This window comes from Streptomyces albofaciens JCM 4342 (genome assembly GCF_008634025.1).
Lineage (GTDB): Bacteria > Actinomycetota > Actinomycetes > Streptomycetales > Streptomycetaceae > Streptomyces > Streptomyces albofaciens.
On sequence record NZ_PDCM01000001.1, the window covers coordinates 3,343,634 to 3,369,750 of the forward strand.

22 protein-coding genes are annotated in these 26,117 nt (G+C 71.8%); 14 read left to right on the forward strand and 8 right to left on the reverse strand.

What is annotated here, in order from left to right; translation table 11 throughout:
• Positions 1 to 38: 38 nt before the first annotated feature.
• The 4 genes from CP973_RS40835 to CP973_RS15080 form a co-directional block, all read right to left on the reverse strand.
• Positions 39 to 1,133 carry a hypothetical protein gene (locus tag CP973_RS40835; RefSeq protein ID WP_244409497.1) on the reverse strand — a complete coding sequence of 365 codons (1,095 nt, stop codon included), beginning with the start codon at positions 1,131 to 1,133 and terminating at the stop codon, positions 39 to 41.
• A complete protein-coding gene (locus CP973_RS15070) occupies positions 1,112 to 3,301 on the reverse strand; it encodes a hypothetical protein (protein ID WP_150240983.1) in 2,190 nt (729 codons plus the stop codon). The genes CP973_RS40835 and CP973_RS15070 overlap by 22 nt, the downstream gene beginning before the upstream one ends.
• A complete protein-coding gene (locus tag CP973_RS15075) occupies positions 3,294 to 4,130 on the reverse strand; it encodes a hypothetical protein (protein ID WP_244409857.1) in 837 nt (278 codons plus the stop codon). The genes CP973_RS15070 and CP973_RS15075 overlap by 8 nt, the downstream gene beginning before the upstream one ends.
• 139 nt (positions 4,131 to 4,269) lie before the next feature.
• Positions 4,270 to 4,947, reverse strand: a complete 678-nt coding sequence (locus tag CP973_RS15080) for a Crp/Fnr family transcriptional regulator (RefSeq protein WP_244409498.1) — start codon at positions 4,945 to 4,947, stop codon at positions 4,270 to 4,272.
• A 281-nt stretch (positions 4,948 to 5,228) separates the two neighbouring features.
• On the opposite strand from CP973_RS15080, the gene CP973_RS15085 reads away from it, so the two are divergent.
• The gene (locus CP973_RS15085) at positions 5,229 to 7,352 is read left to right on the forward strand and encodes a primosomal protein N' (protein WP_150240988.1); all 2,124 of its coding nucleotides are present in this window, start codon (positions 5,229 to 5,231) and stop codon (positions 7,350 to 7,352) included.
• Positions 7,353 to 7,647: 295 nt separating this feature from the next.
• On the opposite strand, the gene CP973_RS15090 is transcribed toward CP973_RS15085, so the two are convergent.
• The gene (locus CP973_RS15090; protein WP_150240990.1) at positions 7,648 to 8,190 is read right to left on the reverse strand and encodes a hypothetical protein; all 543 of its coding nucleotides are present in this window, start codon (positions 8,188 to 8,190) and stop codon (positions 7,648 to 7,650) included.
• Between the two features lie 298 nt (positions 8,191 to 8,488).
• Between CP973_RS15090 and fmt the strand changes: the two genes are divergently transcribed.
• The 10 genes from fmt to CP973_RS15140 all read left to right on the forward strand — a co-directional run bounded on the left by fmt (position 8,489) and on the right by CP973_RS15140 (position 18,383).
• Positions 8,489 to 9,421 (forward strand): methionyl-tRNA formyltransferase, encoded by a 933-nt coding sequence (gene fmt, locus CP973_RS15095; RefSeq protein WP_150240992.1) that lies wholly within the window; start codon positions 8,489 to 8,491, stop codon positions 9,419 to 9,421.
• Between the two features lie 450 nt (positions 9,422 to 9,871).
• A complete protein-coding gene (locus CP973_RS15100) occupies positions 9,872 to 11,302 on the forward strand; it encodes an RsmB/NOP family class I SAM-dependent RNA methyltransferase (protein WP_150240994.1) in 1,431 nt (476 codons plus the stop codon).
• A 185-nt stretch (positions 11,303 to 11,487) separates the two neighbouring features.
• On the forward strand, positions 11,488 to 11,868 hold the full coding sequence (locus tag CP973_RS15105) for a hypothetical protein (protein ID WP_150240996.1): 381 nt from the start codon (positions 11,488 to 11,490) through the stop codon (positions 11,866 to 11,868).
• Positions 11,869 to 12,137: 269 nt separating this feature from the next.
• Positions 12,138 to 12,821 carry a ribulose-phosphate 3-epimerase gene (gene rpe / locus CP973_RS15110; protein WP_150240998.1) on the forward strand — a complete coding sequence of 228 codons (684 nt, stop codon included), beginning with the start codon at positions 12,138 to 12,140 and terminating at the stop codon, positions 12,819 to 12,821.
• A 262-nt stretch (positions 12,822 to 13,083) separates the two neighbouring features.
• A complete protein-coding gene (locus tag CP973_RS15115; protein ID WP_150243601.1) occupies positions 13,084 to 14,073 on the forward strand; it encodes a sugar-binding transcriptional regulator in 990 nt (329 codons plus the stop codon).
• A gap of 246 nt (positions 14,074 to 14,319) precedes the next feature.
• The gene (locus CP973_RS15120; protein ID WP_150241000.1) at positions 14,320 to 14,766 is read left to right on the forward strand and encodes a guanyl-specific ribonuclease; all 447 of its coding nucleotides are present in this window, start codon (positions 14,320 to 14,322) and stop codon (positions 14,764 to 14,766) included.
• Positions 14,763 to 15,212 carry a barstar family protein gene (locus CP973_RS15125; protein ID WP_150241002.1) on the forward strand — a complete coding sequence of 150 codons (450 nt, stop codon included), beginning with the start codon at positions 14,763 to 14,765 and terminating at the stop codon, positions 15,210 to 15,212. The genes CP973_RS15120 and CP973_RS15125 overlap by 4 nt, the downstream gene beginning before the upstream one ends.
• A 26-nt stretch (positions 15,213 to 15,238) precedes the next feature.
• Positions 15,239 to 15,640, forward strand: a complete 402-nt coding sequence (locus CP973_RS15130) for a ribosomal maturation YjgA family protein (RefSeq protein WP_244409500.1) — start codon at positions 15,239 to 15,241, stop codon at positions 15,638 to 15,640.
• A 353-nt stretch (positions 15,641 to 15,993) separates the two neighbouring features.
• The gene (locus CP973_RS15135; RefSeq protein WP_150241006.1) at positions 15,994 to 17,334 is read left to right on the forward strand and encodes a hemolysin family protein; all 1,341 of its coding nucleotides are present in this window, start codon (positions 15,994 to 15,996) and stop codon (positions 17,332 to 17,334) included.
• Positions 17,331 to 18,383 (forward strand): hemolysin family protein, encoded by a 1,053-nt coding sequence (locus tag CP973_RS15140; protein WP_150241008.1) that lies wholly within the window; start codon positions 17,331 to 17,333, stop codon positions 18,381 to 18,383. The genes CP973_RS15135 and CP973_RS15140 overlap by 4 nt, the downstream gene beginning before the upstream one ends.
• Before the next feature lie 152 nt (positions 18,384 to 18,535).
• Here the strand turns inward: CP973_RS15140 and CP973_RS15145 are convergent, their stop codons facing one another.
• Positions 18,536 to 19,675 (reverse strand): PP2C family protein-serine/threonine phosphatase, encoded by a 1,140-nt coding sequence (locus CP973_RS15145; protein ID WP_150241010.1) that lies wholly within the window; start codon positions 19,673 to 19,675, stop codon positions 18,536 to 18,538.
• Between the two features lie 484 nt (positions 19,676 to 20,159).
• Here CP973_RS15145 and CP973_RS15150 point away from each other — a divergent pair, with 484 nt between their 5' ends.
• The 3 genes from CP973_RS15150 (at position 20,160) to CP973_RS15160 (ending at position 23,912) form a co-directional block, all read left to right on the forward strand.
• Entirely contained in the window at positions 20,160 to 21,599 is a 1,440-nt protein-coding gene (locus tag CP973_RS15150) for a GuaB1 family IMP dehydrogenase-related protein (RefSeq protein WP_150241012.1), read from the forward strand.
• Between the two features lie 368 nt (positions 21,600 to 21,967).
• Positions 21,968 to 23,443 carry an amino acid permease gene (locus CP973_RS15155; protein WP_150241014.1) on the forward strand — a complete coding sequence of 492 codons (1,476 nt, stop codon included), beginning with the start codon at positions 21,968 to 21,970 and terminating at the stop codon, positions 23,441 to 23,443.
• A gap of 19 nt (positions 23,444 to 23,462) precedes the next feature.
• The gene (locus CP973_RS15160) at positions 23,463 to 23,912 is read left to right on the forward strand and encodes an Lrp/AsnC family transcriptional regulator (protein ID WP_003982694.1); all 450 of its coding nucleotides are present in this window, start codon (positions 23,463 to 23,465) and stop codon (positions 23,910 to 23,912) included.
• A gap of 225 nt (positions 23,913 to 24,137) precedes the next feature.
• On the opposite strand, the gene CP973_RS15165 is transcribed toward CP973_RS15160, so the two are convergent.
• On the reverse strand, positions 24,138 to 25,148 hold the full coding sequence (locus CP973_RS15165) for a YdcF family protein (protein ID WP_150241016.1): 1,011 nt from the start codon (positions 25,146 to 25,148) through the stop codon (positions 24,138 to 24,140).
• An 81-nt stretch (positions 25,149 to 25,229) separates the two neighbouring features.
• The gene (locus CP973_RS15170; RefSeq protein WP_244409502.1) at positions 25,230 to 25,886 is read right to left on the reverse strand and encodes a hypothetical protein; all 657 of its coding nucleotides are present in this window, start codon (positions 25,884 to 25,886) and stop codon (positions 25,230 to 25,232) included.
• Between the last annotated feature and the right edge of the window lie 231 nt (positions 25,887 to 26,117).

The window sequence follows — 26,117 nt, forward strand, 5'->3', positions numbered from 1 at the left end:
ATTCCGTCCTGCCGATACCGTCCGGCGGTTTGAAAAGGTCAGTCAAGGAGATCGTCCTCGTCCTTGATGAAGCCGCGATGATCGCCGCGAGAGCCGTCCTCCGCGGGCCGCTGCGTGGTGCCGGCGCTCGGAAGGGCTCCTGCCTGTGAGTTGCTCGGTGCCTTCCGCTTACCGAGGTCCAGCAACTGCTGGAGCAACTGGTGATCGACATAGCCGGATTCCCGTGCCTGCCCCAGTACGGCCAGCAATAGAGCTTGGCGCATGTCTCGTTCGGCTGTTTCGCGCTCATGAGCCCGTTGCTTGTCATGTGCCGCGACCTGCCGGCTGTATGCCTTGTCGTCGGCGGATTCCTGGTGGATGCGCGTGGCGATGGCGTGGATATTGATGTCTTCCCGAGCCACACCGAACGCGTCCACGTAGTGACTGCCCTGTGAGAGCAGCTCCGCGATGCGATGCACGTCGTCCGTTTCGAACTCGCGTTGACCTCGTACCATCTCGCGCATTCGGCGCTCGTCCCGCACCTCCTGTTCCCAGGTGCGCAAGTCATCAGGTGTCAGCACCTCGATGCCGACGTACTCCACAGTCATCCCGGCAATGCGCGGCGGCATGATGGTCGTGTAGGCGTTCATTCTGTGTGTCACCTGCTCGCGTACCGCGTTGACTTCCTCGATGCGGTGCGCCGCGCTCATGCGTGCCAATTGGTCTTCTCCTGACAGGTAGGCGCGCAGGGGGACCGCTGCGTCGTCGACGCCTTGCCGGGCGACGGTGGCGGCATCGGTCACCTGACAGGTGAAGGTGGCTTTGACGGTGAAGGCGTCAGCCTCGCTCACCGAGGGAATGACCCGTTCGGCCTCGATCAGCCGGGCACGCATATCGACCAGGCTGACCGAGGTGGCATCGACGGCCTCCGCATCCGCGGGGTCGAAAACGATTCCTTCGGGGTAGACGCTGTGTCGTCCACCTACTTGGAAGACGTACACCGCACCCGGAGGCAGCTGGGGGACGTCTGTGCGCCGCCGTCGGGAGAACCACCCCCGGGGGATCGGGCTCAGTGCTTGCTCCGCCATCACTGGATATGCCACTTGGTTGACCTCCTGGTCAGTCGGCACCGTCATGTCGTGAATGCGCTGCAATCGAGCAGCAGATATGCCAGTTGCTTGATCCCGGGCAAGGAATAACGAGGGTTGTGCAGTGCTGCGGGAAGATCGTTGCGCAGTGCCGCCCGCTGCCGGTCGTCCATATCGCCCTGCATGGCCTCACCGAGCAGACGAGCCAGGGATGAAGCCGACTCGTCGTCACGCAAGGCGACCAGAGTCCGGCACAATTCAGCGATGGCGTTCGCTCGATAGGGGCTGTGCAGCACGACCCGCCACAGCGCACCGAACTGCCTGGACAGGCCGGGGTCCTTGCGCAGCAGAAAAGCGGCAAGTGGTTCTGCGGAGTTCAGCCGTCTGGCGCCGAGGATTTGAATGATGATGCCCAGCGCGATTCCCCGGTCTTTACCAGCCGGTGCGTGTTGTGCTCGTGTGCGGAGGTAACGCAGGACGAGACGTGCCCGCTCCGGTTCCCGCTCGGTGGTAGCCAGGAGCAGCACCAGCGCACGCCTGGCCGCGCTCGCGATCCGTTCACCGCGTGACGTGAGGAACCACAGGTGGTGGAGGGAATCGAGACGGTAGATCGATCCGAGGTCTCCGGCGAACGCCATGGTGGCAGTGATGGCCCGCTCCTGCCCGCGGCCCTCCGTCCAGCTCAAGGCCAAATTCAGAGCGTGTGGTGCGAGCTGTTCATCAGCGCACATGAACTGCAGGACCAAAGCCGCGGTGACGCGCTGACTGCTGAGACCGCCGGCCCACACCTCCAGCAGCTTTTCTTCCACCTCGGCGAGTGCGTACCGGGCGAGGAGGGCGACGCCGCGTGCCACCTCCTCCCGAACTGCCAGACTGCCTTCGAGGCTGAGCTGATCCAGCCACTGACGCAGCGGATACCACAGTTCGTATCCGTACAGTTCGTGCAGGTTGCTGAGCACGAGATCACGGACGCGCGGAGACGTGAACTCGACGCGCCGCTCGCTGCGACAGTGGTCCTCGGCGTTGTCGGTCCGCTGTACCGCTTCGGCGATGCCCACGGCTCGCCACTTCCAGCGTGCACGCGTCTGGCCGATCGTTGCTGCCGCTTGCGGCGGCCGTTCGTCCTCCTCCGGCGGATCGCCGTTGGACTTGCCGACGTTTTGGACACAGGTATCCAAAGAAACCACGAGCTCTTCAAAGGTCCGCTCAGGAAGCCTGTTCGCGAAGGCGAGAGCCGCTACCGGCAGCAAGTCTTCTGTTCTGGGTTCAGCCTCGAACCAATTCCGTACACACTCTTTTGTGCTGTCACGCAGCGCTTCCAGTGCCGCATCCGGGCCCTCGCTGAGATTGCTCGCCACAGCGACAACATCAGCAGGCCTCCGAAGTTCGCTCACGCGTGTCCGCAGTTCTGCCGTAACGGCTTCCGGCACGTCAGGACGGAGCAGATGCTCGGCACAGTGGTCGAAGAGGTGGAGCGGTTCCGGTGGGCGCCAGGGTACGGAGAATTCTTTGAGAGCCAGTCGCTGCTGTGCGGCCGAAGAAGCAGTGATCACCAAGAACGATCGATGACGGCGAAGTTCCGCACGCAAGCGCCGGATGTCGAAGTCCTGCACTGCAGTCGTCCCGGTTTCGCCGAGGTAGTCGAGTATGACGTATCCGGAACGCGCCTTCAGGTAACCAGGGGAAGCCAGCTGGGCCAGCGAGTTGGCCGGAGACAGGCTACGGAAGGCGACATGCTCCCCCAAGAGATCGCGCAGTAGCGAGAAGGCTGCTGCGCGCCGCCCGCTCCCCTCTTCACCGACTATGACCAGCAGGTTCTTGGTCTGCAGTTTTCCAGCGGCGACGTCGTACCCGTCCGGATGCAGGAAGTCGCGCAGCAACAGGCTGACCTCGTCCGGCTCCACCAGGCCCGGAGCGTGCCCGGGTGAGGAAGGGAAACCGAAACCGAAGGTCGCGTCGGCGGCGTGTACCTGGCCGTAGAAGTAGTTGCTGACGCGTTGACCCAGAGCGTTGTCGAGTTCTCGGTATCCCTGTTCGTCCTGCTCCTGTTCGTGACTGGCACGCTGGAGGTCTTCCCGACGGCCGGAGGCGTCCGCTCTGCCTGGTTCGGGCGCGTCCGGCCCCACGCCGGGCTCGTCGTGTGCTGGGTGGCTGTCTGCGGGCCGCTCTTCCCCGATCGCGTCCTGTGCGTTCGATTCCGCGACAAAGGGAGGGCGGTCTGCGAACTCAGCCATGGGAATTACTGATGCCGAAGACGCCTCCGGGGGCATGCACCGTGCCGTGGTAGTTGCTCTGGCTGACCTGCTGTCCCTGAGCGGGAAGCGGCACCCGGCGGCCGTTCGCTGTTGTGTCGTCAGGCTCGGTAGCGTCCGCTGACGATGGTGCTGCATCCGCGGCATACGACGGCACCGACGGTTCTGCGGTGCTCCAGGTTGGGCGATCCGCCTTTCGCTGCCGTGGGCTGTGGGACGTCGGCACCTGTGGATCCACGCGTGATTCGGTGTTCTCGCCGAGGTCCAGGCGGTGCACATCGTCCCCGGGAGCCCACAGCCAGGCCACTGTCCGGAGTTCCTTCTCGTGGATCAACACGGGCCGGAAGGCGTCGGGAGAAAGTGTGGTGTGGCCGCCGACCACTGTCGCGTCGTACACATCGTTGGAAAGCGCCAGGATGAGATCGGCTTTGGTCGCGGCCCGCAGGGCGTGGCTCAGAACGGCGGAAGACAGCAGGCGGGACGTGGTCACCACGGTTCGGCCGGCGTATCCGTTGTCCGCGATCTCCACCAGTCCGTGGTGGACCGAGGCACGCAGGCGCAACCATGCCTCTTCGATACGGAGCCGGTTGTACTGCTGGAGCCCGGAGGCGACGTGCCGGATGTAGTCGTCGATGACACGTGGCTCGCTTTCGTCCGCGGGGAGGACGGCCAACTGCTCGTCACCCTTGGCCTGGACGTGCCAACGTGAGCGGTCCAGGCCGGCCTTGTGGGCCGCGTGGTCGAGCAGCTGCGGCAGGTCGTGCTGGATCTCCGACTGCCGGCGATCGTTGTTGCCCCCGTACGCCTGCACGTCCAAGGCGAGACAGATGCTGTGGTGGTACCCGGTCCGTACGGACACGTGACGATTCCCCTCTTCCTCGGTGTAGCGCGGACGCTTCGGCGAAGCGCTGACGGCGAGGTTAGGAGGACGTTGCGCAGGCGATTCCGTATCAGTACGGATTCTCGCTGCTGATTTTTGCGAATGCGCGCAGACGTCGGATGTCGCTGATCGTGATTTCGCGGTATCCGCGTTCCACCAGGCCTCTCTTGGCGAGGTCGGCGAGTGCCTTCTCCGTGGTGGCCAGCCCGAGGGCGGCCAGTGAGGCGAGTTCTGCCTGGGTGAGCGTCACGCCGAGCAGCCATCGCTGAGGGACGGATTGTGTCGTGTGTCCGTAGGTCTGGGCCGTCTCCACGAGGACCCGGGCCAGCCGGATCGACGCGTGGTAGGCCCGGAAGTCCAGCCGGCGCCTGTTCGCCCAGCGAAGGCGGGCACTGAGCATGCCGAGCACGGCCACCATCGCGTCAGGGTGTCGCGTCAGGTATGCGGTCAGTGCTTCTCTCTGGATGACGCGGGCTGTCACGTCTCCACACGCGATCACGGAACCGGAACGGGGGCGGCCCTCAAAGGCGGCCATTTCTCCCACCAAGTCTCCGGCGACCCGGACGGCCAGCAGCATCGCGTAACCGTCTTCCGAGTGGGACTCGACCTTGACCACGCCCTGGGTGAGCAACAGCACGTGCCGGCCGCCGTCCCCTTGCCGCAGCAGGGTGCGGTGGGCCGGATAGGGCACGACAGTGCCCAGTTGCAGCAGGTCTCTGCGACAGCGTTCCGGCAGTCGGCCGAGCAAGGTGGCTTCCGGCCAGCATCGTGCTGGAACCTCGCTCTCTCCCCACGCTGATGTGCTCTTGCGGCTGCGCCCTGAGTTCCCCGTATGCACGAGTACATGGTGCCGGGAGATGGCGGAGGCGGGAACGTGATGCGGCGGGGGGACAGTCGGCAAGGGCGGCGGCCCTGCAGACGGAGCGGTGAGTGTGCGGCCCTGGCCACGGCCAGGATCGGGGCGAGAAGGGCCGGGCGTGGTCGTTCGGTCAGGTCGTACTGTCACCCCCATCTGCTAAACCTGATCCCGTGACCAGGAAAGACGATGACCACAGCGCGGGCGCTGAGCAGCTTGCGCTGATTCGGGAGGCGGTGCGGGGGCGGAAGGCGGAGCGGGCGCGGCCGCGGACTTGGCGGGGGGCCGAGTTGGCGGAGGAGCTGCCGGTGGCGCGGGTGCTGGTGGACAAGGGGCTGGTGCATCTCGACCGGTATTTCGACTATGCGGTGCCGGCGGCGATGGACGCGGAGGCGCAGCCCGGGGTGCGGGTTCGGGTGCGGTTCGGGGCCGGGGAGAAGGGGGGCCGGCGGGAAGGGGGGAAGCTGGTCAACGGGTTCGTGGTGGAGCGGGTGGCGGAGAGCGAGTTCCGGGGGGTGCTCGCGCCGATCGCGCAGGTGCTGTCGCCCGAGCGGGTGCTGACGCCGGAGTTGCTGGGGCTGTGCCGGGCCGTTGCCGACCGGTATGCGGGCACGCTCGCGGATGTGGTGCAGCTGGCGGTGCCGCCGCGGCGGGCGAAGGTGGAGGGGGAGGAGTCCGGGGCCCCGTTGCCGCCGAACGCCATGCCCGAAACCGGGAGTTGGGGGAGGTACGCGGCGGGTCCCGGCTTTTTGGCGGCGTTGGGGCGCGGGGAGTCGCCGCGGGCCGTGTGGACTGCGTTGCCGGGGCCGCACTGGCCGCAGGAGCTGGCGCGGGCGATGGCCGCCGCGATGGCGTCCGGGCGCGGGGCGCTGGCCGTACTGCCGGACGGACGGGCCGCCGCGCGGGTGGACGCGGCGTTGGAGGAGCTGGTCGGGGCCGGGCGGCATGTGGTGCTGAGTGCCGACGCCGGGCCCGAGGAACGGTATCGGCGGTGGCTGGCGGTCAGCCGCGGCGCGGTGCGGGCGGTGATCGGGACGCGGGCGGCGATGTTCGCGCCGGTGCGGGATCTGGGGCTGGCCGTCATCTGGGATGACGGGGACGGGAGCCACAGTGATCCGCACGCGCCGCAGCCCCACGCGCGGGAAGTGCTGTTGCAGCGGGCGGTGACCGAGCGGGCCGGGTTCCTGCTGGGCGGGCTGAGCTGCACGGTCGAGGCGGCGCAGCTGGTGGAGACGGGGTGGGCGCGGCCGTTGACGGCCGATCGGGAGCAGGTACGGGCCGCGGCGCCGCTCGTGCGTACGGTCGGCGACGCCGACGAGGCCCGGGACGCGGCGGCGCGGGCCGCGCGGCTGCCGACGCTGGCGTGGCAGGTGGTGCGCGAGGGGCTCAAGCACGGGCCGGTGCTGGTGCAGGTGCCGCGGCGGGGCTACGTACCGCGCCTGGCGTGTGAGCGCTGCCGGGAGCCCGCGCGGTGCCGGGCGTGCGCGGGGCCGCTGGAGGCACGCGACGCGGGCGAGCTGCGGTGCGGCTGGTGCGGGCGCGAGGAGGCTGACTGGCACTGCGGGGAGTGCGGGGGCACCCGGCTGCGGGCCCAGGTCGTGGGTGCGCGGCGGACGGCGGAGGAACTGGGACGGGCGTTCCCGGCCGTGCCGGTGCGGACGTCGGGGCGTGATCATGTCCTGGACACGGTGCCCGGTGCGCCGTCTCTGGTGGTGAGTACGCCGGGCGCGGAGCCGGTCGCCGAGGGCGGGTACGCCGCCGCGCTGCTGCTGGACGGCTGGGCGCTGCTGAGCCGGCCTGACCTGCGGGCCGGGGAGGAGGCGCTGCGGCGCTGGCTCCAGGCCGCGTCGCTGGTACGGGGCCATGCCGAGGGCGGCACGGTCGCGGTCATCGCGGAGGCGACGCTGCGCCCCGTACAGGCGCTGGTGCGGTGGGACCCGGCCGGACACGCGGTGCGCGAGCTGGCGGAACGCGCCGAGCTGGGCTTTCCGCCGGTGTCCCGGATGGCGTCGGTGACGGGCCGTCCCGAGGACGTGGCGGAGATGCTGGCCGCGGCCCGGCTCCCGGAGGGCGCCGAGGTGCTGGGTCCCGTACCCGTACCGGCGCCCGACGCGGGGCGCCCGCGCCGGCCGGGGGACCCGCCGCCCGGGGAGGAATGGGACCGGGCGCTGGTACGGGTCCGCCCCGGCCAGGGCGCCGCACTGGCGGCGGCCCTCAAGACGGCGCAGGCGGCGCGGCTGGTCAAGCGGGAGGGGGCGGCGGTCTGGGTACGGGTGGATCCGCCGGATCTTGGGTGAGGGACCCTGGCCCGGGGGTGGAGCCGCCGGGGCTGCAAGTGCCGTCGGGCTGCAAGCGCCACCGGGGGTTCACTGCGGCTAGCGCGGCCGGCGATGCACTGCGGCTAGCGCCGTCAGCGGTTCACTGCGGCAAGCGCCGTCAGCGGTTCACTGCGGCAAGCGCCGTCAGCGGGGCACTGCGGCAAGCGCCGCCAGCGGTGCACTGCGCTGTGCGTGCGCGGCTGTATGGGTGAGGTGAGGTGAGGTGAGGAACGGAGCCGCCCCGGGGGAGGGGCCGGGGCGGGGTACGGGATGGTCAGCCGTTGCGGGGGCCGGGGAAGGCGCCGGGGCGGGCCTCTTCCCGGGACGGGACCGGGGACTGGCCCGGGAGCGTACGGGCAGCGGGCACCGACGGCGCGCTCGGCAGGCCGGGGGAGACGGCCAGGGGGCGGGCGGCGGACGGCTCGGCCGTACGGACGCCTTCGCCCGCCTCGGTGCCGGGCTGGGTGGCGGAGCGGCGGGCGCCGTAACGGCGGTGTACGGCCTGTTTCGTGACGCCGAGGGCCGATCCCACCGCATCCCAGGAGAAGCCCAGCGAGCGGTCGAAGTCCACCGCCGCCGTGACGAGGGTTTCGACGCTGTCGCGCAGTTCCTGGGCGAGACGTACGGTCGGGGCGGGGGCGCGCCCGTAGACGACGAAGCCGGCGGACGGGCCGGTGCGCCGCGGCCGGTAGACGTTGCCGAGCTGAGCGGTCAGGGTGCGCAGGGCGTCCACCTGCCGGCGGACCCGCTCGATGTCCCGTACCAGTAGGTGCAGGCTGGCGCGCGCCTGGGCGTCGTGGGTTGCGTGGTCGGCCATGAACAAGCCTCTCGAACCGGCGTTGGATGTGCATAGGAACGTGACAAAGCAGGTAAACGAGCGGGCCGCGAGGGCGGCCCGGCTCGGTCAATGCTGCTTGACCAACGCAACAGCAGTGGCTCTGGTCACGGTATGGGGGCGTACAGGCTCCAATGTGGGGAGCGCGTCTGTTCGCGCGCCCCCTCGAAGGGGTGGCTCGGAGCCTCGCGTTCCTTCGAAGGGGTGGCCCATAGACTGGAGCGCCGTTCCGCAAGACTGGAGCGCCGTTCCGCAGCGTGTGAGAGGTAGTACGCCACCCATGAGGCTCGTCTTCGCCGGCACCCCCGAGGTCGCCGTACCCGCCCTGGATGCCCTGATCGCCTCGGACCGGCACGAGGTCGTCGCCGTCGTCACCCGGCCCGACGCCCCCGCCGGCCGAGGGCGCCGGCTGGTCGCCAGCCCGGTCGCCCAGCGCGCCGAGGAGGCCGGCATCGAGGTGCTCAAGCCCGCGAAGCCGCGCGACGAGGACTTCCTCGCCCGGCTGCGGGAGATCGCGCCGGACTGCTGCCCGGTCGTCGCCTACGGGGCGCTGCTGCCCAAGGTGGCCCTGGACATCCCCGCGCACGGCTGGGTCAACCTGCACTTCTCGCTGCTGCCCGCGTGGCGCGGCGCGGCGCCGGTGCAGCACGCGGTGCTGGCCGGCGACGAGATGACCGGGGCCTCCACGTTCCGGATCGAGGAAGGGCTGGACTCCGGGCCGGTCTTCGGGGTGATCACGGAGGAGGTACGGCCGACCGACACCAGCGGCGACCTGCTGACCCGCCTGTCCCTCGCCGGGGCGGGGCTGCTGGCCGCCACCATGGACGGCATCGAGGACGGCACGCTGCAGCCGGTGCCGCAGCCGTCCGAGGGCGTCACCCTCGCGCCCAAACTTGAGGTCGAGGACGCGAAGGTGGACTGGACGGCGCCCGCCCTCCGGGTGGACCGGGTCGTGCGCGGGTGCGCCCCCGCGCCCGGCGCGTGGACGCTGTTCCGCGGTGAGCGGCTGAAGCTGATGTCGGTGAGTCAGGTGTCCGACCGTACGGATCTGGCGCCGGGCGAACTGGCCGTCACCAAGAAGGCCGTGTACGCCGGTACGGGCAGCCACGCGGTGGAACTGCTGTGGGTGCAGCCGCAGGGCAAGAAGCCGATGCGCGGCGCGGACTGGGCGCGCGGGGTGCGGATCGGGGACGCGGAGCGGTTGGGGGACTGAGGGAGGGGATCAGGGCGGGGATCCCGGAACCCAATCGCCCGAGAGCTGGGACTTATGGCCTGGGGCAGGGACTCAGGAGCCCGGGGCAGGCACTCAGGGGCCCGAGAGCAGGGGCTCGGGTAAGGAGTGGCCCGAGGGCAGGGACTCAGGTAAGTAGGGGCCCGAGAGTAGGGACTTAGGTACGCAGGAGCCCGGGGGCAGGGACTTAGGTACGCAGGGGTCCGGGGGCAGGGCAGGCAGGGCAGGGACTAGGTACGCGGGGGCCGAGGGGCAGGGGGCCGGCCGCCGATCACGGTCCCGGCGGCCCCGGCGGTCACGGCCCCGGCGGCCCCGCCGGTCACGGTCCCGGCGGCCCCGGCGTCACGGCCCCGCCGGCCGCCGCGGCCTTCCGGGTCGCCACGTAGGCTGGGGTTCGAACCTCTTCCCGTACAGCAGCGGAGCACATTTCCCGTGAGTGGCCAGTCGCGTCGTCCCAGCAAGCCCTATCGCCGCCCCCGTAAGGACCCGGTCCGGATACTCGCCTTCGAGGCGCTGCGGGCCGTCGACGAGCGGGACGCGTACGCGAACCTGGTGCTGCCGCCGATGCTGCGCAAGGCGCGGGAGAACGGGGACTTCGACGGCCGGGACGCGGCGCTGGCCACCGAGCTGGTGTACGGCACGCTGCGGTGGCAGGGCACGTACGACGCGATCATCACGCGGTGCGTGGACCGGCCGCTGCGGGAGGTGGACCCGCCGGTCCTGGACGTGCTCTCGCTCGGCGCGCACCAGCTGCTCGGCACGCGCATCCCGACGCACGCCGCGGTGAGCGCCAGTGTCGAGCTGGCCCGCGTCGTGCTGGGCGACGGGCGCGCGAAGTTCGTCAACGCCGTCCTGCGGAAGATCGCCGCGGACGACCTGGACGGGTGGCTGGAGCGGGTCGCCCCGGAGTACGACGAGGATCCGGAGGAGCACCTGGGGATCGTGCACGCGCACCCCCGGTGGGTCGTCTCGGCGCTCTGGGACTCCCTCGGCGGCGGGCGCGCGGGCATGGAGGACCTGCTGGCGGCCGACAACGACCGGCCCGAGGTCACGCTCGTGGCCCGGCCCGGGCGGTCCACCCCCGAGGAACTGATCGAGGCCGTGGGGGAGGAGAGCGCCCTGCCGGGCCGCTGGTCCCCGTACGCGGTACGGCTCGCCGAGGGCGGTGAGCCCGGCGCCCTGGACGCGGTACGGGAGGGCCGGGCCGGTGTCCAGGACGAGGGCAGCCAGCTCGTCGCGATGGCCCTGGCCAACGCGCCCCTCGAAGGCACGGACCGCGCCTGGCTGGACGGCTGCGCGGGGCCGGGCGGCAAGGCCGCGCTGCTGGGCGCGCTCGCCGCGCAGCGCGGCGCCCGGCTGCTCGCCTCCGAGAAGCAGCCGCACCGCGCCCGCCTGGTGGCGCGTTCGCTGGCGGGCAACCCCGGCCCGTACGAGGTCATCGCGGCCGACGGCACCCGCCCGCCGTGGCGCCCCGGCTCCTTCGACCGCGTCCTGATGGACGTCCCGTGTACCGGCCTCGGCGCCCTCCGGCGGCGCCCGGAGGCCCGCTGGCGCCGCCGCCCGGAGGACCTGGACGGCTTCGCCCCGCTCCAGCGTGAACTGCTGCGCCAGGCCCTGGTCTCGGTCCGCGTCGGCGGTGTGGTCGGCTACGCGACCTGCTCGCCGCACCTGGCCGAGACGCGCGCCGTGGTCGAGGACGTCCTCAAGGGGCGGGGCGGCCCGGACGTGACCGTGGAATGGATCGACGCCCGCCCGCTGCTGCCGGACGTACCCGCGCTGGGCGACGGCCCGGACGTACAGCTGTGGCCGCATCTGCACGGTACGGACGCGATGTATCTGGCGCTGCTGCGGCGGACGGCGTAAGGCGACGGGACTGTCGCGATCGCCGATATGTGCTTCAGCGGAGGCGTGCGCGGCAATTGAACGGCCGGGAATGGGCGGGCGGAAACAGGAAAAACGCTGAGCGGGGGCCGGGGACTTTCCGGTAAGCCGTTTCCGGGCGCGATGAATGTGCGTTACCTGCTACCTGCGTCTTCGTTCGTAGGAGCATGATCGCTCGTAAGATCGTCACGCCGCTCGCCGTCGCCGCAACAGCCGTCGGGACCACGTTCGCGACCGGGGCCCCCGCGGCGGCGGGCGGAATCATCGTCATCGGGTCGCCGTCGCACAACAACACCTGCATGAACGGGCCGAGCACCGCCGCACACGGGGCCGCCACGCACGGCACCGGCAGCGCCGCCGGCCTGCTCGGCCAAATTCCCTTCGGCAGTCCGCTCAATCACTGCGGCAGTGCCGACCTCCCGGGCAACAAGCAGGGGAACGAAGCCCCGGACGACGATCCCGGCCTTGAGCACATGTCTTCCGAGCCCGTCGTCGACAACAGGTATCCCGGGACGGGGCAGGCGGATTTCCTCAAATTGCTGAGATAGCCGCGATCGGTCCGTCCGGAGCGGGTGAAATGCGCGGGAAGCCGATGGTTTTTTACCGGTGCGCCGGTGGGCCGGTGACTCATGGCCCATCGGCCGGTAGCCCGTTGGCCCGGCAGCCCGGCAGCCGGTCGATCGCGGGGCAGCCGGTCGATCGCGGGGCGGCCGGTCGCGCCCGGCGGGTGGCCCGCCCCCGCGAGCCCCGCCCCGTCTCGCGCCCCGCCCCGCCCACCCGCTTCGGCTCCGCGTGGGCGGCAGGACATACTGGAGGCATGGCCTTGATCAACCCCAGCATCCTGTCCGCAGACTTCGCCCGGCTCGCCGAAGAGGCGAAGGCCGTCGAGGGCGCCGACTGGCTGCATGTCGATGTGATGGACAACCACTTCGTGCCGAACCTGACGCTGGGTGCTCCGGTCGTCGAGGCGCTGAGCAAGGCGACGGACACTCCGCTCGATCTGCATCTGATGATCGAGGACCCGGACCGGTGGGCGCCGCAGTACATCGAGGCCGGTGCCGGTTCGGTGACCTTCCACGCGGAGGCGGCGGCCGCGCCCGTACGGCTCGCGCGGGAGATCCGGGCCAAGGGGGCGCGGGCCTCGATGGCGCTGAAGCCGGCCACGCCGATCGAGCCGTACGAGGATCTGCTGCCCGAGCTGGACATGCTGTTGATCATGACCGTGGAGCCCGGTTTCGGCGGGCAGGCGTTCCTGGACATCATGCTGCCGAAGATCCGCCGGACGCGGGAGCTGATCTCCAAGCACGGCCTGGAGATGTGGCTGCAGGTGGACGGCGGTGTCTCGGCGTCCACGATCGAGCGGTGCGCGGAGGCCGGCGCGGACGTCTTCGTGGCGGGTTCCGCGGTGTACGGGGCGGACGACCCGGCCAAGGCGGTGCGCGAGCTGCGCGCGCAGGCCGAGTCCGCGACGGCCAAGGCCGACTGGGCCTGCGCCCACTGACGCGGCCCGCTGACGTGGCCCACTGACACAGGTGCGCCCGCGGTTCGGCCGGCCGCGGGCGCCGGCGCCTCACGTGGTGTGCCCGGGCCGCGCGCACGGACCCGCACGCCGGTGTTTCTTGGTGTCACCGCCATCGAGCGTTCACGATGACCAGGGCGGTGATGGTCCCCGACCACCTCGGGTTTCTGCAAGGATGAGCAAAGACTCGATCAGGTGCGCACAAGGGGAGAATCTCGTGGTTGCCAGCCGCCCACAGTCCGCAATGGGCCCCGCCGAGCTGGTGCAGGCCGCGGCCATGGCCCGCCGCTTCTACCTAGAGGGCAAGTCCAAGATCCAGATCGCCGAGGAGTTCGGCGTCAGCCGTTTCAAGGTCGCCCGGGTGCTGGAGACGGCGCTGGAGCGTGACCTCGTACGGATCGAGATCCGCGTCCCGGCCGAGCTGGACGCCGAACGCTCCGACGCGCTGCGGGCCCGCTACGGCCTGCGGCACGCGGTCGTGGTGGAGTCGCCCGCCGACGCGGCCGACGACGCCCCGGACCCGGAGAACCTCGGCGAGGTCGCGGCCGACCTGCTGGGAGAACTGGTGACCGAGGGGGACGTTCTCGGTCTCGCCTGGGGCCGGTCCACGATCCACATGGCGGCCGCCCTGCACCGCCTCCCGCCGTGCACGGTCGTGCAGCTGACCGGCGTGTACGACGCCGGCACCGCGGACCGCGGCTCGGTCGAGGCGGTGCGCCGGGCCGCCGACGTCTCCGGCGGTGAGGCGCACCCCATCTACGCGCCGATGCTGCTGCCCGACCCGGCGACCGCCGCCGCGCTGCGCGGCCAGACCGGCATCGCCCGCGCCTTCGAGTACTTCGACAAGGTCACCGTCGCCTGTGTCTCCATCGGCTCCTGGGCGCCGGGCATCTCCACCGTCTACGACATGCTCACGGAGCAGGAGCGGGAGCACTACGCCTCGCTGGGCGCCGCCGCCGAGATGTCCGCGCACCTCTTCGACGCCGAGGGCCGCCGGATCGGGCGGGACCTGGGCGAGCGGTGCATCACCGTCGAGGCGGACCGGCTGCGCCGCATTCCCGAGGTCGTGGCGATCGCGGGCGGCCGGCGCAAGGCGGCGGCGATCGGCGCGGTGCTGCGCTCCGGGCTGGTGACCAGCCTGGTGACGGACACAGCCGCCGCCGATCATCTGCTGCTGGAAACGGGCCCCGGCCCGCGCCCGGCGCTGGAGCGGACGGACCCGGACGGCTCCTGAGCGGGCGGACCCGCACGGCTCCTGAGCGGGCGGATCCGGACGGCTCCTGATCGGGCGGACCCGAACGGCTCCTTAACAGGCGGAATCGGACGGCTCTTGATCGGACGGACCCGCTGCTGAGCGAACGGACCCGGACGGCTCCCGAGCAGGCGGACCCGGACGTCTCCCGAGCCCTTCGCGCGCCAGAATATGATCTTGTACGGACGCGGGCGCGCACCCCGTGCCGCCCTGTGACAGCATCGGCGCATGGTGATCCGTTCCGCTTCCCGTGCGGCCGTCGGCGTGCTCGCCGCGCTGCTGGCCTGCGTTCTGCTGTTGGTGTCCGGCTGCTCCGGAGGCGGTGGCGGGCAGGGGAGCGCGAAGCCCACGCACGGGGCGCCCTCGGGGAGCGCCACCGCGCCGGAGTGGGCGCGCGGCATGGCGACCGTACCGGCCGGACGGCTGCCCGCGCAGGCCCGCGAGACACTGCGGCTGATCGACGCGAAGGGCCCGTTCCCGTACCCGAAGGACGGCACGGTCTTCGGCAACCACGAGCGGCGGCTGCCCCCGCAGAAGCGGGGTTACTACCACGAGTACACGGTTCCCACCCCGGGTTCGAAGGACCGCGGCGCGCGCCGGATCGTGACCGGCGACAGCCACGAGACGTACTACACCGATGACCACTACCGGACTTTCAAGGCGGTGCTCCGATGACGGCTCCCGTACCCCGGCCGCTCGCGGCGGTCCTCGACGGCCGTACGCCCCCCGGGGTGGTGCCCTGGCCGCACGACCGGCCCGCGCGGGAAGCGCTGGACGCGGCGCGCGCCGCCGGGTGGCACGGTGCGCTGCTCGACCTCGAAGGGGTGACGGACAAGGCGGACTTCATGGACCGCTGCGCACGGGCGCTAAGGCTGCCCGACTGGTTCGGCCGTAACTGGGACGCGCTCGCGGACTGCCTGACCGACCTGTCGTGGTGCCCGGCGGACCGCGGCCGGGTGCTGGTGGTGTGCGGCTGGCAGGGGTACGCGGCTGCCGCACCGGACGACTGGAGCATCGCGGAGGAGGTCATCGCGGATGCGGTGGGCTTCTGGCGCGACACCGACACCGGGCTGGCCGTCGTGATGGCGCGGGGCCGGGAGCCGGGGGCCCCGGCGGAGTGACGAACGGGGGAGCGCGGGGGTACGGCGTGGCCCGGACGCGCCTGGTGGCGGGCGTGGCGGCGCTGCTGACGGTCGCCGCGGGGCTCGGTGTGCGGGCCGGGGCGGCGCGCGCCGGACTGGGGCCGGAGGTCGCCAAGTACGCGGGGGACGCGCTGTACACCGTGCTGGTGCAGACGCTGGTCGTACTCGCCGCGCCGCGCGTCCGGCCGCCGGTCGCGGCCGGGGTGGCCCTGGCTTTCAGCTGGGCGGTGGAGTTCGCGCAGCTCAGCGGCGTACCGGCGGAGCTGTCCCGGCGCAGCGCGGTGGCACGCCTGGTGCTCGGCTCGACCTTCAACGCGCCGGATCTGATCTGGTACGCGGTGGGCGCCGGGTGCGCCTGGGCGGTGCACGGGTGGCTGCGGGGGCGGAGCCGTACGGCCGCATCCTGAAGCGGTGCAAACGGCGGTGCAAACGTACGGCCGCGCCCCGAACCGATGCGGATGTACGGCCGCGCCCTGAAGCGGTGCGGATGTACGGCCGCAACGTGAGCCGATGCGGATGTACGGCCGCGCCCCGAACCGATGCGGACGTACGGCCGCATCCTGAACCGTTACGGACGTACGGCCACGCCCCGAACCGTTACGGACGTACGGCCACGCCCCGAACCGATACGGACGTACGACCATGCCCGAACCGGCACCGACGAACCCGCCACCCCTCGAACGCTCCCCGTTCCGTCCCCTCCCCTCCGAGGTTTCACCCGCCCCCCTCCGGGCACCGAGGTGCGGCGGGAGGTGACGCGGTGGCCGAGGTGCTGCTCCTACTGGTGGCGTGGGCGCTCACGCTGGCCTGCGCCGTCTTCGTGGCGGCGGAGTTCTCGCTGACGACGGTCGAACGCAGCGAGGTGGAGCGCGCGGCGGAGGCGGGGGAGCGGGGCGCCGAGGGGGTGCTGAGCGCGGTGCGCGCGCTCGCGTTCCAGCTGTCCGGCGCCCAACTGGGCATCACCGTGACTTCGCTGGTCATCGGCATGCTGGCGGAGCCGTCACTGGCGGCGCTGCTGCGCGGCCCGCTGGCGGCGGCCGGGCTGCCGGGCACGGTGGCACCCGGTGTCGCGTCGGCGCTGGGGGTGGGGGTGTCCACCGTGGTGCTGATGGTCGTCGGCGAACTGGTGCCCAAGAACTGGGCGATCTCCCGGCCGCTGGCCGTGGCCCGGCTGGTGGCCGGCCCGCAGCGCGTCTTCAGCGCCGTCTTCGCGCCGTTCATCCGCCACCTGAACGGGGCCGCCAACCGGATCGTCCGGCGCTTCGGTCTGGAGCCCACCGAGGAACTGGAGTCCTCCCGCAGCCCGGCCGAACTGGTCGCGCTCGCCCGGTACTCGGCCCAGGAGGGTGCCCTGCCCGCCGACTCGGCGGAACTGTTCGTACGCACACTGCACCTGGGCGAGCTGACGGCCCAGAACGTCATGACGCCGCGCGTCGACGTGCGCGCCCTGGAGGCACGGGCCACCGCCGCCGACGCGGCCACGCTCACCCTGGCCACCGGCCTGTCCCGCTTCCCGGTGTACCGGGGCGGTCTGGACGAGGTCATCGGCACCGTCCACATCCGTGACGTCCTCGCCCTCGACCCCGCGCGGCGGACCGCCACCAGCGTCGCGGAGCTGGCCACCGACCCGGTACTGGTGCCGGAGTCGCTGCCCGTCGACCGGCTGCTGGACCGGCTGCGCACCGTCCGGACGATGGCCGTGGTGATCGACGAGTACGGCGGTACGGCCGGGATCGTCACCCTGGAGGACATCGTCGAGGAGATGGTCGGCGACGTGCGGGACGAGCACGACCCGGTCGAGGGCCCGGACCTGCTGCGGACCGGGGCGCGGTCCTGGCAGGCGGACGGCGGGGTGCGCCTGGACGGGCTGGCCGGGATCGGCCTGGAGGTGCCCGAAGGGCCGTACGAGACGCTGGCCGGACTGCTGGCGACCCGGCTGGGGCGGATTCCGGAGCCCGGTGACGAGGTGGGCGCCGGGGGCTGGCGGCTGACGGTGCTGGACGTACGCAGACACCGGGCCGAGCGGGTACGGCTGGCCGCGCCTGCCGCTTCGTCCTCGCCGGTGGCCCGGGCCGACGACGGCGGGAGGGAGCGGGCATGACCGCCGTCCAACTGGCCGTCGCCGCGCTGACCTTGGTCGGCAACGCCTTCTTCGTCGGCGGCGAATTCGCGATGATCTCCGTACGGCGCAGTCAGGTCGAGCCGCGCGCCAGGGGCGGGGACCGGCGGGCCGAGCGGGTGCTGTGGGGCCTGGAGCACCTCTCCGAGATGCTTGCCACCGCCCAACTGGGCGTCACCACCTGCTCGTTGCTGCTCGGCGCGATGGCCGAACCCGCCATCGCGCACCTCGCCGAGCCGGTCTTCACGGCGGTGCGCGTCCCGCACGGGTTCGTGCATCCGGTCGCGTTCGTCCTGGCGCTGGCCCTGGCCACGTATCTGCACATGCTCGTCGGGGAGATGGTTCCCAAGAACGTCGCGCTGGCCGCGCCCGAGCGCTCCGCGCTGCTGCTGGGGCCACCGCTGGTGGCCCTCACCCGCGCGCTGCGCCCCGTCGTCGTGAGCATCAACGCCCTTGCCAACACGCTGCTGCGGCTCTTCCGGATCGAGCCCCGGAACGAGGTCGCCGCCGCCTTCACGGACGAGGAACTCGCCCGTATCGTGCAGGATTCCCGGCACGCCGGGCTGCTGTCCGACACCGGCGGCGAGCGCCTGCGGGACGCGCTGGAACTGGGGCAGCGGCCGGTCGGCGATCTGCTCGTCCCCCTGTCGGAGATGGTCACCGTCGATCAGCGGGTGACCCCGGACGAGCTGGAACGGACCGCGGCCCGCGCCGGGTTCTCCCGGCTCCCGGTCACCGGACCGGCCGGTACGGTCCTCGGCTACCTGCACATCAAGGACACCCTCGGCGTCGCCGAGCGCGACCGGCCGTTCCCCCGGGAGGCACTGCGCCCGGTGCCACGCGTACACCGCGACACCCCGCTGGACGACACCCTGACCACGATGCGGGCGGCCGGCACGCAACTGGCCGCGGTCGGCGGCGAACAGGGCGCGGTGCTCGGCTTCGTCACCATGACGGACGTACTGGGGGAGCTGGTGGGCCCGCCCGCCCCGGACCGGGGGAGGGGAACGGCCCGAGGGGCGGGTCGGTGAGCGGGTCAGCGAGCAGAACAGCGAGCGGATCATGGCGGCAGGTGGCGGCAGGTGGCGGCAGAAGGCGGCAAAAGGCGGCCGGCGTCAGCGGCGGTGCGGAGGCGGGGGAGAGGCAGGGCCGGGCCGGGCAGAGGCAGGGCAGTGGCCGCGCGTCAGTCGGACACCGCGGCCGAGGGCGAGGGGCAGGCCGGTTCACGGGCGCCGCCGGGGCGCTCGGCGCTGGTGGCCGTGACGGCGGGCGGGGTGCGGGCGTGGTGCTGCCGGGGCAGGCTCGGCTCCAGCTCGACCAAGACGAGGGCGACGTCGTCGTCCTGGGCGCCGTGGGTGTGCCGGCACATCGTCGACAGCACCGCCTCGATCGCGTCGTTGAGATCGGGCAGCGAGCAGGCCGGCAGCAGGCCGGCCAGGTCGATCATCGTGCCGTCGGGGTCCCGGGCCTCGGCGAGGCCGTCCGTGTAGAGCAGCAGCCGGTCGCCGGGGGACAGTTCCACCTCCTGGACGCGGGGCATCGGATACAGCCCGATGGGCGTGGTCGGTTCGGCCGGGGTGAGCAGGACCGGCGGGCCGGCGGCGGGCAGGTGCAGGGGCGGGTGGTGCCCGCAGTTGACCAGCCGCAGCCGGCCCGGGGATATCTCGGCGATCACGGCGGTGATGAAGTCCTCCGGGCCGAGGTCGTCGATCAGCCGCCGGTCCGCCTCCTCGACCACCTCGGCGAGGTTGCTGCGGGTGTAGGCGCAGTCGCGGAAGTGCCCTATGGCCGCCGCGGACAGGCGGACCGCCTCCAGGCCCTTGCCGCGGACGTCGCCGATCAGCACCCGCAGGCCGCTCGGGGTGTCGGCGAAGGCGTACAGGTCGCCGCCGATGACGGCGCGCGGCGCGGCGGAGCGGTAGCGGGCGCACACCGAGGCGCCGCTGACCCGGAAGGAGGTGGGCCGCAGGATCGCGCGCTGCGCGGCGGCCGCGACCCCGGCGAGCTGGCTGTCCAGCGCGGCCTGCCGGTCGGAGGCCCAGGTCGCGTAGGCCGCGGCGGCGGCGAGCACGGTCAGGGACAGCAGCTGGCCGGGGCGGCCGACGGTGTGCTCGTGTGCGGCGACGGCCACGCCCAGGAGCAGGGCGGCGAACGAGACCGCGGCCGTGCACGCCCCTTCGAGTCTCGTGGCGGCGACCAGCGGGCCGATCATCAGCAGCCCGGCCAGGCTGACGTCCGGTCCCAGCGCCAGGTCCCCGGCCGCGACGGCGGCCCCGGCCAGGGCCGTGAACAGCAGCAGGGCGCCCTGTCGGACTTCGCGCATGTCCTCCCCTTCCCCCACGGCCGAGGCGGGCCCGCCTCGGCCGGCCGGCGCCATCACGCATCGTGGTTACTGTACGTATTCATTTGCGAAGTGATCGCCCAGGCTCCCGTCGGCCCGGTGGCCCCGGCGGATCGACACCCGAAGCGGCCTGTACACGGTTCTACCCACCTGCTGGCCAGGGAGAACCTACGGATCTGTCATATGGTCGGATCGCTGTCGAACTGCAGGTGACCGGCCGTCCGCACCATGGAAGACCGGCAATCTCCGCTACGGAGAGTAACGAAATCGCGGTGTGTGAGAGTTCCCACCGCGGGCCTCGACGGCGCTCCGGCGGGGGCGGGAAGGAGGGTCGGTGGGAACACCGGTTCGCCCCGAGCCGTACTCATCAGGGATGATGTCCTAGGAGCCGCTGCCTGGCCGGTGCCGGTCCGTTAGCTGACTCCCCACCCGCCCGAGCAGTGAATCCGCAGGTGAGAGAGCCAGTATGAAGTTTCTGAACGATGCCAAGCCGCCGTACGACCTGACGTACGACGATGTGTTCATGGTGCCCGGCCGCTCCGCGGTCGGCTCCCGCCAGGGCGTGGACCTGGCCTCGCCGGACGGCACCGGCACGACCATCCCGCTGGTGGTCGCCAACATGACCGCCATCGCCGGCCGCCGGATGGCCGAGACCGTGGCCCGCCGCGGCGGCCTGGTGGTCATCCCGCAGGACATCCCGATCGAGGTCGTCACCGACGTCGTCGGCTGGGTCAAGCGCCGTCACCTGGTCCTGGACACGCCGATCGTGCTGTCCCCGGTCTCCACCGTCGCGGACGCCCTGGCGCTGCTGCCCAAGCGGGCGCACGGCGCCGGGATCGTCGTCGAGGGCGGCCGCCCGGTCGGCATCGTCACCGAGCACGACCTGACCGGCGTGGACCGCTTCACGCAGGTCGCCGAGGTCATGTCCAAGGACCTGCTGGTCCTGGACGCGGACATCGACCCGCGCGAGGCGTTCAACCGGCTCGACGCCGCCAACCGCAAGCTGGCCCCGGCGGTCGACGCGGACGGCATGCTGGCGGGCATCCTGACCCGCAAGGGCGCCCTTCGCGCGACCCTCTACAAGCCCGCCACGGACGCCGACGGCAAGCTGCGCATCGCCGCCGCCGTGGGCATCAACGGCGACGTGGCCGGCAAGGCCAAGGCCCTGCTGGCGGCCGGCGTGGACACCCTCGTCGTGGACACCGCGCACGGCCACCAGGAGTCGATGATCAGCGCGGTCAAGGCCGTACGGGCGCTGGACCCGCAGGTGCCGATCGTGGCCGGCAACATCGTCGCCGCCGACGGCGTGCGCGACCTCATCGAGGCCGGCGCGGACATCATCAAGGTCGGCGTGGGCCCGGGTGCCATGTGCACCACCCGCATGATGACCGGCGTGGGCCGCCCGCAGTTCTCCGCCGTCCTGGAGTGCGCCGCCGAGGCGAAGAAGTACGGCAAGCACGTCTGGGCGGACGGCGGCGTGCGCCACCCGCGCGATGTGGCGATGGCGCTGGCCGCCGGCGCCTCCAACGTCATGATCGGCTCCTGGTTCGCCGGTACGTACGAGTCGCCCGGCGACCTCCAGCACACCGCCGACGGCCGTCCGTACAAGGAGAGCTTCGGCATGGCCTCGGCGCGTGCGGTCCGCAACCGTACGAGTGAGGAATCGGCGTACGACCGGGCGCGCAAGGCCCTCTTCGAGGAGGGCATCTCCACCTCGAAGATGTTCATCGACCCGGCCCGCCCCGGCGTCGAGGACCTGATCGACTCGATCATCGCGGGCGTCCGCAGCTCCTGCACGTACGCGGGCGCGGCCTCCCTGGAGGAGTTCGCGGAGAAGGCCGTCGTCGGCGTGCAGAGCGCCGCGGGCTACGCGGAGGGCAAGCCGCTGCACGCCAGCTGGAGCTGATCCCCCACCGCCCCGGACCTGGGGGAAGCACGGCCGTCCGGCCCCGCACCGATCGTCTCGGTGCGGGGCCGGACGCGTTTGTGCGGCGGGTTGTGCGGGAACGTCCACCCGATGAGATTTGTCGTTTGTGTGCAACGAACGACCGCTCGCGGACCAGGTGCGCAACAAATGTTCACGGTTGCGCAAGGAACCTGCATTACGGCAGCTCATAACCGCCCCGTACAGTCATGCGCTGTACGTGGAGTGGCGGGGACCGCCTGCTCGGCGGTTCCCCCTTCCTTGTCGCGGGTTGTTTCGTCGTACCCGCGCACGGGGACCGCTGTCGGTCGTCCGCCACCATGACCGGCAGCGATGAAGGAGCCACCCCTGTGTTGGAGCACGGCGCAGCCCCGCCCGCGGCGGGCAGCGACCCCCGGCCACCCTCTCCCCCCGGGGGCCTCGGTGCCCGGCTGATGCGGCGCAAGCCCGTCGAACGGCTGGTGGCCGAGGGCGGCCAGGGGGAGGGCGGCACCCTCCGCCGTTCGATGGGCATGTGGCAGCTGACCATGATCAGCATCGGTGCCACGCTGGGCACCGGCATCTTCGTCGTCCTCGGCGACGCGGTGCCCAAGGCCGGCCCCGCCGTGATCCTCTCGTTCGTCATCGCCGGTGTCACCGCCCTGTTCTCCGCGCTGTCCTACGCGGAGCTGGCCGGCTCCATCCCGGTCTCCGGCTCGTCGTACTCCTACGCCTACGCCACGCTCGGCGAGCTGGTCGCCTGGGTCTGCGGCTGGTGCCTGATCCTGGAGTACGGCGTCTCGGTCGCGGCCGTCGCGGTCGGCTGGGGCCAGTACCTCAACGAGCTGCTGTCCGGCACCATCGGCGTCACCCTCCCCGACGCGCTGTCCGCGCCGCCCGGCGACGGCGGGGTCTTCAACCTCCCGGCGCTGATCGTCGTCATGCTGGCCATGGTCTTCCTGCTGGGCGGCGCCAAGGAGAGCGCCCGCGCCAACGCGATCATGGTGGGCGTCAAGATCGTCGCGCTGCTGCTGTTCTGCGGTGTCGCCGCCCAGGGCATCAGCTCCGGCAACTACGCCAACTTCATGCCGCTGGGCATCGCCGGCGTCAGCGGCGCCGGGGCCACGCTCTTCTTCTCGTACATCGGCTTCGACGCCGCCTCCACCGCGGGCGAGGAGGCCAAGGACCCGCAGCGGGACCTGCCGCGCGCGATCATGCTCTCTCTGATCATCGTCACCGCGCTGTACTGCCTGGTCGCCGCCGTGGCCGTGGGCGCCCGCCCCTGGAAGAACTTCGAGGGCTCGGAGGCCGCGCTCGCCGGCATCCTGAAGGAGGTCACCGGGCAGGGCTTCTGGTCCGTGCTGCTGGCCGCCGGCGCCGTCATCGCCATCGCCAGCGTCGTCCTGACGGTCCTCTACGGCCAGACCCGCATCCTGTTCGCGATGTCCCGCGACGGCCTGGTGCCGAAGGTGTTCTCCAAGGTCCACCCGAAGTCCGGCGCGCCGCGCACCAACACCGTGCTCGTCTCGCTGTTCTGCGGCATCCTGGCCGCCGCCATCCCGCTGGGCCAGCTCGCCGACGCCACCAGCATCGGCACGCTCTTCGCCTTCGCGCTGGTCAACATCGCGGTGATCGTGCTGCGCTTCACCAAGCCGGACATGCCGCGCTCCTTCCGCACGCCGCTGGCGCCGGTCTTCCCCGCGATCGGCTTCCTGCTGTGCCTGTACATGATGAGCAGCCTCGGCCCGGTCACCTGGGTGGTCTTCGGTGTCTGGATGGTCGTCGGGCTCGTGGTCTACTTCGTCTACGGCATGCGCCGTTCCCGATTGGCCACCGCAGAGAAGTGATCCACCCGCAGTGCGACAGATGAACGAACTCGACCAGCGCATCGTCCACGCCCTGGCGGAGGACGCCCGCCGCTCCTACGCCGACATCGGGGCGGAGGTCGGACTCTCCGCCCCGGCGGTCAAACGCCGGGTGGACCGGCTGCGGGCCGAGGGCGCCATCACCGGGTTCACCGTCCGGGTGGACCCGGCGGCGCTGGGCTGGGAGACCGAGGGGTTCATCGAGCTGTTCTGCCGCCGCAACACCTCGCCGGACGCCATCCACCGGGGTCTGGCGCGCTACCCGGAAGTGGCGTCCGCCTCCACCGTCACCGGTGAGGCGGACGCCATCGTCCAGGTCTTCGCCTCCGACATGCGTCACTTCGAACGGGTACTGGAACGCATCGCGGGCGAGCCGTTCGTGGAACGCACCAAGTCGGTCCTGGTCCTCTCACCGCTGCTGCGCCGGTTCAGCTCGGGGTCGCCGGGGTGAGGGAGCACCGGCTCCCGGAACCGGCGAACCGGCGCCGGCCGTCCGGGCCCCGGGCCCCGGGTCCGGGCTCCCCTGTCCGGGCCGGTGGACCGCAGTGCCCGATCATGGCGGCATGACGCCGGCAGCCCGCGTTCCCCGACCGGTGGCACCCGGGCGGCGCCCCGATGCCCGCCCTCGACGAGACGCCCGGCGGCTGATCCCGTACGGCCCCGGCACGCGGCCCCCTCAGCCCCGGCCGCTCCACCACGCCAGCACCCCGCCCAGGACGAGCAGGGCGCAGATGCCCAGGTTGACGAGCTTGTAGGAGAGGAAGACCGCGGCGAATTCGCGGATGGTGGCGCTCGGCCAGAAGTAGGCGGCCGTGGGGGCGCCGACGACCTGGCCGTTGATGCCGGCGCGGCGGGCCAGGATCGCGGCGCGCAGGACGTGGTAGTTGTTCGTGACGATCACACAGCGGTGGTCCGGCACCGTACGGTCCATGATCTCCTTGCTGTACGCCAGGTTCTCCTCCGTCGTGCGGGACTGCTCCTCGCACAGGACGCGGTCCGCGGGGAAGCCGCGCTCGGTCAGGTAGGCCGCCATCGCCCGGGACTCCGGGAGCTGTTCGTCCGGGCCCTGGCCGCCGGAGGCGAGCAGCAGCGGCGGGTTGCCGCGGCGCGCCTGGCGCTCGTACACCGCGCGGGCCCGCTCCAGCCGGTTGGCCAGCAGCGGCGGTACGCGCGTGCCGCCGATCAGCCCGGAGCCCAGCACCACCACGAAGTCCGCGTTGCGGCGCACCCGCAGCCGCCCGTAGAGGAACGCGTAGCCGACGAAGCACAGGAAGAGGAAGGAGATGTAGCCGAGGACCAGCAGGGTCGTGGCGGAGATCACGATCAAAGTGCGCGACCCGGTGCCGGCGGCGGTGATCAGCAGGGCGGTCACCGCGAAGATCCCCAGCCCGGCCAGCAGCGAGAGCAGGTTCGCCAGGCTGCGGCCTTCCTTGCGGACCATCTTCACGCCGTTGAGGATCAGGAAGACGCCGAGGACGAGGACGCCGACCGTGGGCAGCAGGAGGACGAGCACGGCGGCCGCCAATGCCACCGCCGTAGGTGTCCGGTGCAGTTGCATGAGCAGGACCGGGACGAGGAAGACGACGGTCAGCCCCAGGTGGACGGCGTTGCTGAAGCGGCGCCGGTCGCGCAGCACACCGACGAGGAACAGGACGAAGAAGAGGGCCGGCAGGGCGTACGCGAGCATGGTCACATCGTAGGCGGGACGATCATGTGACCGGCGTCGCCCGCCGCGGGCAGCGACCGGTGTGCCCGCGGCGGGACGCGGTCAGCTCTCCGGCGCCGCCCACGGCACGACGGTGAAGTCCCCGCGCTCCACCGTCTCGAACGGCGCCGAACTGACGCACTTGGGCAGGTCCTTGGTGACCGTCGGGTCGTTGGTGGACGCCCAGCTGTAGCCGAGCCGGTCCGCCCGGCCCGGTCCCAGGTCGTGCACGCTGAAGCCGACCCGCTTGCCCTTGAGGTTCGCGACATCGGTCGCGGTGACGATGCCGCTGGCCACCGCGACCTTGCCACCCGTCACCAGGCAGTCGATACGGCCCTTCGCCCAGCCGCTCCTCGTCTTGCCGACGTGCCGGAACGCGAAGGTGCCCCGCGCTTTGTCGGGCGTCTCGTCCTGGCGGAAGCGCGCGTCGAAGGAGAAGCGGACGTCGTCGCCGTCGGTCCGGCGGAGCTTGGCGGACCCGGACAGCCGCGCGTCGTCGGGCTGGTGGCGGGCGCTCTGCGCGGCGGCGGCGCGCGGCGCCGGGTGTGCCGCGTCGGGCGGGGGTACGGCGAGCGCGGAGCCGCCCGCCCCCGCGGCCAGCAGGACCGCGGCCGAGACGGCGGCGAGCCGGACGTATCTGCGGGCGGTGGTACGGGTGGTACCGGTGGTTCGACTGGTGTGGGTGGTGCGGGTGCTGTGACGGCGGTCCGAACGGTTCATGACGGATCTCCCCCCGACGGGATCGTGAGCGTTCACCCGGACTCTCCGGACGCCTCGTACGATGCCGTCCGGCCGGGTGCGCCACATCGGGCCCGGGAGCGATCCCCGTTCCGCCGCGCGGAGGAACCGCCCTGCGCCCGGAGGCGTACCGGGGACGGGCGCCGCCCGCCCCGCGGCACGGCCAACGCCAGGCGCAACGAATCGCCGTATCAGCCGTACAACACGCAACGA

Bases quoted from the DNA above. Each gene is read 5' to 3' on its own strand.
- CP973_RS15070 (WP_150240983.1), bottom strand. From the start codon at position 3,301: ATGGCTGAGTTCGCAGACCGCCCTCCCTTTGTCGCGGAATCGAACGCA.
- CP973_RS15090 (WP_150240990.1), bottom strand. From the start codon at position 8,190: ATGGCCGACCACGCAACCCACGACGCCCAGGCGCGCGCCAGCCTGCAC.
- fmt (WP_150240992.1), top strand. From the start codon at position 8,489: ATGAGGCTCGTCTTCGCCGGCACCCCCGAGGTCGCCGTACCCGCCCTG.
- CP973_RS15105 (WP_150240996.1), top strand. From the start codon at position 11,488: ATGATCGCTCGTAAGATCGTCACGCCGCTCGCCGTCGCCGCAACAGCC.
- rpe (WP_150240998.1), top strand. From the start codon at position 12,138: ATGGCCTTGATCAACCCCAGCATCCTGTCCGCAGACTTCGCCCGGCTC.
- CP973_RS15115 (WP_150243601.1), top strand. From the start codon at position 13,084: ATGGGCCCCGCCGAGCTGGTGCAGGCCGCGGCCATGGCCCGCCGCTTC.
- CP973_RS15120 (WP_150241000.1), top strand. From the start codon at position 14,320: ATGGTGATCCGTTCCGCTTCCCGTGCGGCCGTCGGCGTGCTCGCCGCG.
- CP973_RS15125 (WP_150241002.1), top strand. From the start codon at position 14,763: ATGACGGCTCCCGTACCCCGGCCGCTCGCGGCGGTCCTCGACGGCCGT.
- CP973_RS15140 (WP_150241008.1), top strand. From the start codon at position 17,331: ATGACCGCCGTCCAACTGGCCGTCGCCGCGCTGACCTTGGTCGGCAAC.
- CP973_RS15145 (WP_150241010.1), bottom strand. From the start codon at position 19,675: ATGCGCGAAGTCCGACAGGGCGCCCTGCTGCTGTTCACGGCCCTGGCC.
- CP973_RS15150 (WP_150241012.1), top strand. From the start codon at position 20,160: ATGAAGTTTCTGAACGATGCCAAGCCGCCGTACGACCTGACGTACGAC.
- CP973_RS15160 (WP_003982694.1), top strand. From the start codon at position 23,463: ATGAACGAACTCGACCAGCGCATCGTCCACGCCCTGGCGGAGGACGCC.
- CP973_RS15165 (WP_150241016.1), bottom strand. From the start codon at position 25,148: ATGCTCGCGTACGCCCTGCCGGCCCTCTTCTTCGTCCTGTTCCTCGTC.
- CP973_RS15170 (WP_244409502.1), bottom strand. From the start codon at position 25,886: ATGAACCGTTCGGACCGCCGTCACAGCACCCGCACCACCCACACCAGT.